General features: G+C 68.4%; 11 protein-coding genes. 9 read left to right on the top strand and 2 right to left on the bottom strand.

The annotated features are described in order from the left end of the window. Positions 1-17: 17 nt before the first annotated feature. Positions 18-407 (bottom strand): DUF5318 family protein, encoded by a 390-nt coding sequence (locus tag BKA16_RS03755; protein WP_183369415.1) that lies wholly within the window; start codon positions 405-407, stop codon positions 18-20. Positions 408-557: 150 nt separating this feature from the next. Between BKA16_RS03755 and BKA16_RS03750 the strand changes: the two genes are divergently transcribed. Next, on the top strand, positions 558-1205 hold the full coding sequence (locus tag BKA16_RS03750) for a PadR family transcriptional regulator (protein ID WP_183369414.1): 648 nt from the start codon (positions 558-560) through the stop codon (positions 1203-1205). Continuing rightward, entirely contained in the window at positions 1198-2292 is a 1095-nt protein-coding gene (locus tag BKA16_RS03745; protein ID WP_183369413.1) for an inositol-3-phosphate synthase, read from the top strand. Before BKA16_RS03750 ends, BKA16_RS03745 begins: the two co-directional genes overlap by 8 nt. A gap of 111 nt (positions 2293-2403) precedes the next feature. Here BKA16_RS03745 and BKA16_RS03740 read toward each other — a convergent pair whose 3' ends face one another. Next, the gene (locus BKA16_RS03740; RefSeq protein WP_183369412.1) at positions 2404-3705 is read right to left on the bottom strand and encodes a TerD family protein; all 1302 of its coding nucleotides are present in this window, start codon (positions 3703-3705) and stop codon (positions 2404-2406) included. 279 nt (positions 3706-3984) lie between these two features. On the opposite strand from BKA16_RS03740, the gene BKA16_RS03735 reads away from it, so the two are divergent. The 7 genes from BKA16_RS03735 to BKA16_RS03705 all read left to right on the top strand — a co-directional run bounded on the left by BKA16_RS03735 (position 3985) and on the right by BKA16_RS03705 (position 12177). Continuing rightward, positions 3985-4560 carry a TerD family protein gene (locus tag BKA16_RS03735; protein ID WP_183369411.1) on the top strand — a complete coding sequence of 192 codons (576 nt, stop codon included), beginning with the start codon at positions 3985-3987 and terminating at the stop codon, positions 4558-4560. Positions 4561-4709: 149 nt separating this feature from the next. After that, a complete protein-coding gene (locus BKA16_RS03730) occupies positions 4710-5813 on the top strand; it encodes a DUF475 domain-containing protein (protein WP_183369410.1) in 1104 nt (367 codons plus the stop codon). 12 nt (positions 5814-5825) lie between these two features. Continuing rightward, positions 5826-6431 (top strand): TerD family protein, encoded by a 606-nt coding sequence (locus tag BKA16_RS03725; protein ID WP_183369409.1) that lies wholly within the window; start codon positions 5826-5828, stop codon positions 6429-6431. Between the two features lie 71 nt (positions 6432-6502). Further along, positions 6503-7687, top strand: coding sequence for a hypothetical protein (locus BKA16_RS03720; protein WP_183369408.1), 1185 nt, complete (start codon positions 6503-6505; stop codon positions 7685-7687). Then, a complete protein-coding gene (locus BKA16_RS03715) occupies positions 7684-8901 on the top strand; it encodes an HpcH/HpaI aldolase/citrate lyase family protein (protein WP_382426320.1) in 1218 nt (405 codons plus the stop codon). The genes BKA16_RS03720 and BKA16_RS03715 overlap by 4 nt, the downstream gene beginning before the upstream one ends. Continuing rightward, positions 8891-11281, top strand: coding sequence for a phosphoribosyltransferase (locus tag BKA16_RS03710; protein ID WP_183369407.1), 2391 nt, complete (start codon positions 8891-8893; stop codon positions 11279-11281). Before BKA16_RS03715 ends, BKA16_RS03710 begins: the two co-directional genes overlap by 11 nt. After that, positions 11278-12177, top strand: coding sequence for an HAD family hydrolase (locus BKA16_RS03705; protein WP_183369406.1), 900 nt, complete (start codon positions 11278-11280; stop codon positions 12175-12177). The genes BKA16_RS03710 and BKA16_RS03705 overlap by 4 nt, the downstream gene beginning before the upstream one ends. Positions 12178-12185: the final 8 nt, after the last annotated feature.

The raw sequence follows: 12185 nt of genomic DNA, 5'->3' as shown, positions 1-12185 counted from the left end.
CGACGCGACCTCATCGACTATTTCGCAACCCGTCGACGCTTCGTTGCACCCCGGGGCACACCTGCAACGTACGACTGCACGAGATAGTTCCAACGGCACGTCCGACACACCTCGACGACGTGCACGGTGAACTCCGGCGACGAGGTCGCCAGCGCCACGATCTCGTTCTCGGTGCGCGCCGTTCCCGACGGGGTTCCACCCACTCCGCCGAACACCCAGGACACCAGGGTGACCTGCTCCTTCCGGCAGACCGGGCACGGACGATCCGTGCCCGTGCCGTGGAACTTCGCGGCCCGCAGGAGATAGGTGTCGGCGTCGCACACGCCCTCGAGCGCCGTGGAGCCCGCACGGAGGCGAGCCAGGGTGCTCCGCCGCGCGAGGGCGTAGTCGACGAGTTGACGCTGCACGGCCTCCAGCGTAGACGCGCGTGCTGTGACGTCGACCTGTGATGGAGATCAAAGACGAGAAGCTACTGATTGGTTCGGTCGCGGTTATATCGATGCGATACATTGGGTGCTGCATCCAGCCGTCACAACGCATCGAGAGGAGTTCCCGACATGCTCGAATTGGCTGTCCTGGGACTGCTGCTCGAGGCGCCGATGCACGGGTACGAGTTGCGTAAGCGTCTGACCGGCCTCCTCGGCGCCTTCCGTGCGTTCAGTTACGGCTCGCTCTATCCAACGCTGCGCCGGATGCGCGCGGACGGACTCATCACCGAGGACGAGGCCGAGACGGCGACCGGCTCGAAGGTCCGTCGCGGACGGCGCGTCTACCGGCTGACCCCGCAGGGTGAGGCCCGCTTCGCCGAACTGGTCGCCGACACCGGTCCGCAGAACTACACCGACGACGGTTTCGGCGTGCATCTCGCGTTCTTCTCGAGGACGCCGGCCGTCGCCCGGATGCGGATTCTGGAAGGGCGTCGCCGCCAGGTGGAGGAGCGCCGCGAGGGTCTGCGCGACATGCTCGGTCGATCCTCGCGCGGCAACGACCACTACACCCGCCAGATGCACGAGCTCAGCCTGGAGACCTCCGAGCGCGAGGTGCAGTGGCTCAACAAGCTGATCGCCGACGAGGCGTCGGCGAACTCACAGGATTTGCATGTCGATGCGCCGACGACCGGCGACGGCATCGAAGAAGGAAAGAAATCGGCGGTACAGCAATCCGCCGTATCGCCACAGAATGAAGGAGAGCCCGACCATGGGTGAAACCAACAGCGTGCGCGTGGCCATCGTTGGCGTGGGTAACTGCGCCTCATCCTTGGTCCAGGGCGTGCACTACTACAAGGACGCCGACGAGAACTCGACCGTTCCCGGCCTCATGCACGTCAAGTTCGGCGGCTACCACGTCCGCGACGTCGAGTTCGTCGCCGCGTTCGACGTCGACGCCAAGAAGGTCGGCTTCGACCTCGCCGAGGCCATCGGCAACAGCGAGAACAACACCATCAAGATCGCCGACGTTCCCCCGCTGAACGTCCCGGTCCAGCGCGGTCACACCCTCGACGGTCTCGGCAAGTACTACAAGGAGACCATCACCGAGGCCGACGGCGACGGCGTCGACGTCGTGCAGGCGCTGAAGGACGCGAAGGTCGACGTCCTGGTCAGCTACCTGCCGGTCGGCTCGGAGCAGGCCGACAAGTTCTACGCGCAGTGCGCCATCGACGCGAACGTCGCGTTCGTCAACGCCCTCCCCGTCTTCATCGCCTCCGACCCCGAGTGGGCGAAGAAGTTCGCCGACGCCGGCGTCCCGATCGTCGGCGACGACATCAAGAGCCAGGTCGGCGCCACCATCACCCACCGCGTGATGGCGAAGCTGTTCGAGGACCGCGGCGTGGCCCTCGACCGCACCTACCAGCTGAATGTCGGCGGCAACATGGACTTCAAGAACATGCTCGAACGCGAGCGTCTGGAGTCGAAGAAGGTCTCCAAGACCCAGGCCGTCACCAGCAACCTGAGCGGTTCGCTCGCGGGCAAGGTGTACGACAAGAACGTGCACATCGGTCCGTCGGACTACGTCGCCTGGCTCGACGACCGCAAGTGGGCGTACGTCCGCCTCGAAGGCCGTGCCTTCGGCGACGCTCCGCTGAACCTCGAGTACAAGCTCGAGGTCTGGGACTCGCCCAACTCGGCGGGCATCATCATCGACGCCGTCCGCGCGGCGAAGATCGCCAAGGACCGCGGCCTCGGCGGCCCGATCCTGCCCGCCTCGGCCTACCTCATGAAGAGCCCGCCGGAGCAGATCGCCGACGACGTCGCTCGCCAGCAGCTCGAAGCCTTCATCATCGGCGCCGAGTAAGAGCGGCTCCGCTCGGCGGTACCGGAGTCGGGACCTCCACGATGTCGACGACACGATTCGGAAACGAGTCCTGTCGTCGACATCGTCGTCTTCACCGGGAATCGCTCGGGTTCACAGTGCTCCGGTGTAGAAGGTGAGCCCCTGCCCCGCACTCGACTTGCTCTGACCGATCGGGGCCCGCTGCGACTGCCGGATCCATTTCCCGTGCCGGTCGAGCGTCGGCATGACCTCGCTCGAAGGCTTGCTGTACCTGGTCTCGCCGTCGACGAGCAGAACCCCGTCCTGCACGTCGATGTGCGCGATCGTCGCCCAGTACGAGTTCTTCTTGTTCCCGATGTGCACGACGATCTCGTCGGCGTCCGGCCCCGGCAGGCCGTCCGCACCCGCTCGACCGTATCGGACCGCGACGCGCGGATTCCCGAACTCGTCGATGGCGCCGGCCCCGTTGTCCACCGACTGGTACACGTTCACCAGCAGGTCGCCGTTCTCCTGCGGGCGCACCGTCACCTGTTCGACGGCCGGGCGGTTCCCCCGCCCGGGCCCGAGGCTGTCGCCGTGATGCCGGATGTACGGCCACCGGTCCAGGTCACCGGTGTGCCCGGGTTCGCCGGAGAGCACGACGAACTCGTTCGTCTCCTCGTTCCGGCAGAAGAAGTAGACGTCGAGGTCGCCCTTGCCGTACTTCTTCACCCGCCCGTTCCGGTCGTACTTCGCGCCGCGCCCGTCCCATTCGAGACCCACCGTGAGCACCCACGACGGATCGCCCTGCGATTTGCGGAGATCGATCTTGGCCGTCTTCGACGGCGAGTCCTTGGTGATCGAGACCGTCACCTTCCGCATGTCGATCGCGGGGGCCGTCGGGGCCGGAGGAGTCGGTGCGGGAGCAGTCGGTGCCGGAGGAGTCGGCGCCGCCTGCTGCGGAGCGTCGTCGTCGACGCTGATTCCGCGTTCGGTCGCGAACGCCGCCAACCCGGCCGCGTACCCCTGCCCGACGGCGTCGATCTTCCAGGCGCCCGCCCGCCGATAGAACTCGACGAGGATCAACACGGTCTCGCTCGACAGATCCGGCGGTCGGAACTCGAGATCGTCGGACTCGGACCGGATGGTCACGGCCACCGCACCCACCTGGCCGAACGTGATCCCCTGCGCTTCGGTGCTCGCCGCGACGACGATGCGATCGATCCCGGGCGGCACGGCGTCCACGTCGACACTGAATGCGCCGTCGGGGTCCAGCCGCACCCCGTCGGCGACCGGATTGTTGAAGAAGACCATGTCCGAATCGGACCGCACGACGCCCGACTCGGTCAGCAGCACCGCGATCAGGTCGAGCGAGCCCTGCGCACCGCCCGACGCCGACACCCGCGCCCGTGTACTCACCAGCGGCGCCTTCGCGCCCTTGACCAGGAGTTCCATTCACCATCGCCTTCGTCGGATCGCCCGCGACGCCCTGTCGCCGACGCATCGCCACCACACGCAGACATGGGTGATCGCCCCCATGCCGCTGTCGTGAGTTCACGCTAACCTTGGTCGATGAGCCGCGTCACCGGAAACGGGGCACCGTGGATTCATTCGTGTGACCGACTTGTCCGCCCGACCGAAGACCACAGACGCGGATACAGTGACGCTGAGCCCCGGATCCGGGGCAGGAGTCGAACCAGAGCAGCGATGCTCGTCGATTGAAAGGGAATGCACATGGGTGTGAGCTTGACCAAGGGCGGCAACGTCTCGCTGACCAAGGAGGCTCCGGGACTGACCGCGGTCACCATCGGCCTCGGCTGGGACGTGCGCACCACCACCGGAACCGACTTCGACCTGGACGGCAGCGCGATCGCACTCAAGGCCGATAAGAAGGCCGTCTCCGATCAGCACTTCGTCTTCTTCAACAACCTGCGTTCGCCGGACGGCTCCATCGAGCACACCGGCGACAACACCACCGGTGAGGGCGACGGCGACGACGAGTCGATCAACGTCGATCTCGCATCGGTTCCGCCGGAGGTCGACGCCATCGTCTTCCCCGTCTCGATCTATGACGCCGACGCACGCAGCCAGTCGTTCGGCCAGGTCCGCAACGCGTTCATCCGCGTCGTGAACCGTGCGAACGGCTCCGAGATCGCCCGTTACGACCTCACCGAGGACGCCTCGACCGAGACCGCGATGGTCTTCGGCGAGCTGTACCGCAACGGCACCGACTGGAAGTTCCGCGCCATCGGCCAGGGCTACGCCTCCGGTCTGGCCGGCATCGCACGCGACTTCGGCGTCAACGTCTGAGTAACGCACCCACACTCTGATCCCTCTGTCTGTGCGAGGTCGTCGGTGAGCCGCCCGCCCGCCGACGGCCTCGCATCGGCACCGGCGACCGCCGCCATCCGCTCCGGATCCGTCGCATCGCCTGACCACCCGAAAGGCCGTCACCGCACGTGATCCTCCGAACATTCGGCATCTCGTTCGTCGTCACGATCGTCGCGCTCGTCGTGGCGTTCGTCTACGGCGGGCCCGAAGCGCTCCTGCTGACCCTGATCCTCGGCATCCTGGAGATCTCGCTCTCCTTCGACAACGCCGTCATCAACGCCACCGTCCTGCGCCGGATGAGCGACTTCTGGCAGAAGATCTTCCTGACCGTCGGCATCGTCATCGCCGTCTTCGGCATGCGCGTGCTGTTCCCGCTCGCCGTCGTCTGGTTGTCGTCCGGTCTCAACCCGATCAAGGCGCTCGACCTGGCGCTCAACCCGCCCGCCGACGACGCCTCGCACTTCGCGAACGGCGATCCGAGCTACGAGACCATCATCACCGACGCCCATCCGCAGATCGCGGCGTTCGGCGGCATGTTCCTGCTCATGCTGTTCCTCGGCTTCATCTTCGAGGACAAGGAGATCACCTGGCTCTCCTGGATCGAGAAGCCGCTGATCCGCATCGGCAAGCTCGAGATGCTGAACGTCATCGTCGCCACCGCGATCCTGATCATCACGGCCGAGTACATCGCCCCGGACGGCAAGACCAGCACCGTCATGATCGCCGGCGCACTGGGCATGATCACGTACATCGCCGTCGACGGCCTCGGCTCGCTCTTCCACACGGAGGAGTTCGAGGAGGAGGCCGAGTCGTCTCGCGGCCCGTCCGATCTGGTGAAGGCGACCGGTAAGGCCGGCTTCTTCCTGTTCCTGTACCTCGAGGTCCTGGACGCGTCCTTCTCGTTCGACGGCGTGATCGGCGCGTTCGCGATCACCGCCGACCCGATCCTGATCGCCCTGGGCCTCGGCCTGATCGGCGCCATGTTCGTTCGTTCGCTGACCGTGTACCTCGTCCGCAAGGGCACTCTGTCGGAGTACGTCTACCTCGAGCACGGCGCGCACTGGGCGATCGGCGCGCTGGCCCTGATCCTCATGTACTCGATCGGCACCGAGGTCCCGGAGGTCGTGACCGGCCTGATCGGGGTGGTCCTGATCCTCGCCGCCCTCGGCAGCAGCGTCGTGCGCAAGCGCCGCGAAGAGGCGTCCGAACCCGAGCCCGTCGAAGTGAAATAGGAGACTGCCGCCATGGCCGTGAACATGAACAAGGTGACCCTCGACAAGGCCACCCCGTCGATCTCCCTGACGAAGAAGGGTCAGGCGCAGGGCAACATGCGCGTGAACCTGAACTGGACGCAGTCGGCGCCGCGCGGATTCTTCAAGCGCAGCGCGGGCATCGACCTCGACCTCGCCGCCATGTACGAGCTGGCCGACGGCACCAAGGGCGTCGTGCAGGCGCTGGGGAACTCGTTCGGTGATCTGAACGGTCCGCCGTTCATCTTCCTCGACGGCGACGACCGCAGCGGGAACTCCGAGGGCGGGGAGAACCTGTACGTCAATCTCGGCGATGTGAACCGCTTCCGGCGAGTGCTGATCTTCGCCTACATCTACGAGGGTGCACCGAACTGGTCGACGGCGAACGGCGTCGTCACGCTGATGCCGACCAGCGGTCCGCAGGTGGAGGTCCGTCTGGACTCGGCCGACGACGGCGCCGTCTCGTGCGCCATCGCGATGCTGACCAACGTGAACGGCGAGATGCAGGTCGGCCGCGAAGTCCGCTACATCCACGGCGCCCAGCGCGATGTCGACGCCGCCTACGGTTTCGGCATGAAGTGGACGGCCGGCCGCAAGTGACGCCGCGTCGGGTCGATCGATCGACCGGCGACCGACCCGGCGTCGCGCTCGTGAATCGATAGCATTCATACGTGTCCAGCAATTCGCGTCGAGGCCTGTTCGGCAGGCGGCAGCAGACGATCCGCGCCACCGCCGCGCAGTTCGCCGCGCTGACCGACGCGTTCTTCGCGACCGAGTCCCGGATGGGCGAGATCGCTCCCGCGGTCCGTGCGTCGCGGGCCGTCGCACCCGGTCGGATTCCGCAGCAGGACTTCGACGCGCTCCGCGATCAGTACGACGGGGTCATCTCCACGTACTTGACCCTGACGGCGGACGGCTCTCCGGCCGCCACACCGCAGGCCGTCGACGCCTGCGTGCGCTCGTTCAACGACGTCGCGGCGGCGATGAACCGGTTCTCCTCCACCCATCAGAAGGCCCTCTACGACGGGCATGAGGCGATGGCCGCGGCCACCCGTGCACAACGGGACGGCCGGGTGGCGGCCACCCGCGCGCTCGCGGCATTCGACCGGGCCGCACCCGAGCACATCCGACTCGGCTCGGTCCGCGCCGCCGCCGACCGTCTGACGCGAGCGACGGCGGCATTCGAGGCGGCGTCGGGCATCGTCGAACAGCAGCAGACCGGCGATGAGCTGATCGCCGCGGCCGACGACCTGGAGCAGCGCCTCGGGCAGGCTCCGGGACTGGCCGCCGTCGCCGACCGCACCATCCGTTCGCTGCGTACTCGCGCCGACGCCGTCACCACGCGGCTCGAGGCGGTGCCCGGTGTGATGTCCCAGCTGCTGCGGGACTTCAGCGGTGAGTGCTCCGCCGACCTCGTGTCCACACCCGAGGAGGTCCGTGCCGACCTGTCCGCCGCGGGCGAGCGACTCGACCGGGCGACGACGCTCGCGGGCTCGGCGCCCGACGAGGCCCTGGACGCAGCGGAGATCGCGCGCACCCGCCTGACACATGCCGATGCCGCACTCGACCGCGTCTTCGACAGACTCACCGACCTGCGGGAGGTGCGTCGCGATCCCGGAGAGGCGGCCGCCAAGGTCCGCTTCCGAGTTCGAGACGCCCAGAACTTCGCGCTCGGGCACGGCCTCGAGCGCGAATGGGGGTCGGTCCTCGACGCGCAGGGTCAGCGCATCGACCGCGCCGCGACCACCCTGGAACGGATCCACCCCGACTACTGGAGCTACCTCACCCAACTGCGCGCCGTCGACACCCGGATCACCGAGGTCATCGGCCGGATGCGTGAACAGGTCGCCCGATGACGACCAGACCCGAGGAGCCGACCGTGACCGATTCGATCGCCGCGACCGACGGCATCACCGCGTTCGGCCAGATGACCGAAGCACAGCTCGACCGTCTCTTCCTCCACCGACCGCGGCAGGTGCGGTTCGACGGACCGATCCGCCGTCTGGCCGTCGCCCTGGGCGCCACCCTGTACGTGCCCGCCACCCGCCCCGATCTCGCAGCGGCCGTCCGTCGCCGTGCCGCCGAGGGGGTCACGTCGATGGTCATCGATCTGGAGGACGCCGTCGCCGACGACGACGAAGAGCTCGCTGTGGCGCGGACCGTCGACACGCTCGCCGAGTTCGCGGGCGACGGCCGGGCAGGCGTCCTCCTGTTCGTCCGGGTGCGGACCGTCGCCCACATCGAGACGATCGCCGCCGCACTGCCCGCCGACCACGGACTCACCGGTTTCGTCGTCCCCAAGTTCGAGGCCGCCACGGGCGCCGCCGCACTCGCGGCCGTCGACGCCGTCGCCGCCCGAGGAGACCGCCCGCTGTATGTGATGCCGGTGCTGGAGACGCCCGCGATCGTGCACCGCGAGACCCGCGACGCCGAGTTGATCGCCGTCCGGGACGTGCTGAACCGCTATCGCGACCGTGTTCTGGCGGTGCGGATCGGCGCCACCGATGTGTGCGGGCTGTTCGGCATCCGGCGCGACCGCGACGTCACCATCTACGACGTCCGGGTGGCAGCCGACATGATCGCCGCGATCGTCAACATGCTGGGCAGGCGCGACGGCACCGGATTCGCCATCACCGGTCCGGTGTGGGAGTACTTCGCGGGCCACGAGCGGATGTTCGCGCCCACCCTCCGCCACACCCCGTTCCGCGAGCACGACGCCGTCTACTTCCGGCGGCAGCTGGTCAGCCGCGACCTGGACGGTCTGCTCCGCGAGATCGCCCTCGACCGCGCCAATGGCATCACCGGCAAGACCGTCATCCACCCGACGCATGTGGGCGCCGTGCTCGCCCTGTCGCCGGTGAGCGACGAGGAGTACTCCGACGCCCTGGACATCCTCGACCGCGACGGCGGGGGCGCGCAGGCGTCGTCGTACGGCAACAAGATGAACGAGCTGAAGCCGCACCGCGCCTGGGCGCTCGACGTGATGGACCGCGCGCACGTCTTCGGGGTCACGCGCCCCGATGTGAACTTCGTCGACCTCCTGACCGAATGGAGCTCCCGTGACCAGTGACCCCCGCCCCTCGTGGGTGACCGACGAGTTCGGTGCGCACGTGTCCGGCGACGGCGTGCACGACCTGGTCCACATCGGTCTGCGCCGCAACCCGAAGCGTGCACACCTGCTGGTGTCGACGGTGTTGGGCAAGCATCTGCCGACCCCGCCGTCGCAGGTCCGCGGCGCGGCGGACGCCCTCGGCGACGCGGTCGTCGCGGTGCTCGGCGAGACCGCCGCCGCGGCGACGGTACTGGGGTTCGCCGAGACCGCGACCGGTCTCGGACACTGCGTGGCCGAACGGATCGGCGCCGCCCGCTACCTGCACTCCACGCGCCGCGCCGTACCCGCCGCCACGGTCCACGGCTCGTTCGAGGAGGGGCATTCGCATGCGACGACGCACCTGTTGCAGCCGACCGACGCCGGCTTCCTCGACACCGCCCCCGCGGTTCCGGTGGTCCTCGTCGACGACGAGATCAGCACCGGTCGCACCGCCGTCGAGGCGATCGAGGCGCTGCACGCGCTGAACCCGCACGCGCACTATCTGGTCGCGTCCCTCGTCGACATGCGAGCTCCCGAGCATCACGCCGAATGCGTGGCGGCCGCGCAGCGGATCGGCGTCGCGATCGACTTCGTCGCCCTCGCTCAGGGTCGGATCGACCTGCCGGACGGTCTCACCGAACAGGTCTGCGACCTCGCCGCACCCGATCTGAACCCGAAGGCGGATCACCGGGGCCACGTCGAGTTCCGCACGGCGGCGTGGCCGTCGTCCGTACCCGACGGTGGCCGACACGGCTTCCTCGCCGCGGACACCGCGCCGTTCCACCGCGCCGTCGACGATCTCGCGGCGGGACTGCGTGGTGCGTTCACGGAGGGAGAGGCGGTGACCGTCGTCGGTCACGAGGAACTCATGTACCTGCCGCTGTGCATCGCCGAGCGCCTCGCCGACCAGGGTGTCGACGCCCGTTTCCAGACCACGTCCCGGTCGCCCGCGTACGTTCGCGACACCGACGGCTACCCGCTGCGCCGCGGCTTCTCCTTTCCCGCACCGGAGGGCGTCGACGCGGCGGGCCGTTTCGTCTACAACGTCGCCCCACCCGGATCCGATCTGGCGACGACGGTCCTCCTGGTGATCGACGATCCCGCCGACACCGATGCGCTCCGCGCCGACGGCGGTCTGCTCGACGTCCTCGCCCACGGCGGGCATCGCGTGGTGGTGCTGACCGTCCCGTCGAGTGATCCGGTACGGCTCGCCGCGGCCCGCTCGACCGCGTCGACCCGCGTGGCGCCGACGGGCGCCCCGCTACGCGGACCGGACTTCGGCTCGTACGCCGCCGACGAGGTCGCCTGGGTGCTCAAGGATCTGTCCGGGTATTCGCTCGAGGGCGACGTCGCCGAGCGGGAACGGCGTATCCAATCGGGTCTGGCCCATTACGCGGAGTCCCTGCCGGTCGAGTTCCAGCCGGGCGCCGAGTACCTGGAGCTGTTCGACGACTCGCTCGCGGAGTCGGCACGACGCCTCGCGCTGGCGGTCGGCACCGTGGCCGAACTGATCCTCGTCGAACGCTCCGTCGCACCGACACTGGTCTCGCTCGCGCGCGCAGGCACCCCGATCGGGGTGTTGATCGGCCGGTGGATCCGGCACACACGACGCTCGGCACCCGCTCACTACAGCGTCTCGATCGTCCGCGGCCGCGGGATCGACGCCGTCGCCCTCGACTACATCACCGCACGTCACGACCCGGACTCGGTGGTGTTCGTGGACGGGTGGACCGGTAAGGGCGCCATCGCGCGCGAGCTGACCGCCGCACTCGACGAGTACGCCGCCGCCGGCGGCGCGCGCCTGAACGACGAGCTCGCGGTCCTGGCCGATCCGGGCTCGTGCACGCGCCTGTACGGGACTCGCGACGACTTCCTGATCGCGTCGGCGTGTCTGAACTCGACGGTGTCCGGGTTGGTCTCGCGAACCGTGCTGAACGACGAGTTGATCGGTCCCGGCGACTTCCACGGCGCCAAGTTCTACGCCGATCTCGCCCCGTTCGACGTGTCGAACCGGTTCCTCGACGCGGTGGCCGCCGAGTTCGACGCGGTGCACGAGGCCGCCGTCGCCGAAGCGGTCCGCCTGCGCGAAGCCGACCGTACTCCGGAGTGGAGCGGGTGGGCGTCGGTCGAGGCCATGCAGGAGCGATACGGCCTGTCCTCGATCAACTTCGTCAAACCCGGGATCGGCGAGACCACGCGCGTCCTGCTTCGCCGTGTTCCGTGGCGGATCCTGGTGCGCGAGGCGGACCTGCCCGAGCATCAGCACATCCGCATGTTGGCCGCCGAGCGCGGCGTGCCGGTGGACGTGGTGCCCGACCTCGCGTACTCCTGTGTCGGGCTGATCAAGGAGACCGCGTGAGAGCCCTGATCGCGACCGATCTCGACCGCACGATGATCTACTCGTCTGCGGCTGCCTCCCCCGCCGGTCGAGCCCTTGGCCTCCACTCGGGAGAACCCGGGTCGCGACCCGTCTGCGTCGAGATCTATCGCGACGCCCCACTGAGTTTCATGACCCCGGCCGCCGTCGACGCCCTCACCGCGCTCGCCGCGCGCACCCCGGTCGTCCCGGTCACCACGCGCACGCGGGAGCAGTTCGAGCGGATCGATCTGCCCGGTTCGCCGTTCGAGTACGCGGTGGTCAGCAACGGCGGCCGCATCCTGCATCACGGCGAGGACGACGTCGCCTGGCGCCGTGCTCTCGAACGACGCCTGGCCGCCGAGTCGGCGCCGCTGGAGCAGTTGCACGCCGACCTCCTCGGCAGGATCGACGATTCGTGGGTGTCCTCGATGCGGATCGCCGACGACCTGTTCGCTTATCTCGTGGTCGACGGCGACAGGCAGCCCGCCGATTTCGTCACCGACTGGCAGGCGTGGTGCGCCCCGCGCGGGTGGAGCGTCTCGCAGCAGGGTCGCAAGATCTATGCGATGCCGGTCGGGGTCACCAAATCGGCGGCGATCGCTCAGGTCCGACGACGTCTGATCGACGACGGGGCCCTCGACGCCGACGCTCCGATCCTGGCCGCCGGTGACGGTCGTCTCGACGCCGATCTGCTCGTCTACGCCGACCACGCGATCCGGCCGTGTCACGGCGAACTCGACGAGGCCGGTTGGACCACACCGGGTCTCGCCGTCACCGCACACGCCGGAATCGCGGCCGGCGAGGAGATCCTCGGCTGGTTCGCCGGCCGCCTGTCCGACAACACCCGATCTTCGAAACACTCCCCCGTCCCCGATCCGGCGCTCGCCGAGAAGTAGAGGAAACG

It is taken from the genome of Gordonia humi (assembly GCF_014197435.1).
GTDB lineage: Bacteria > Actinomycetota > Actinomycetes > Mycobacteriales > Mycobacteriaceae > Gordonia > Gordonia humi.
This window is presented reverse-complemented; position numbering and strand designations above follow the sequence as displayed.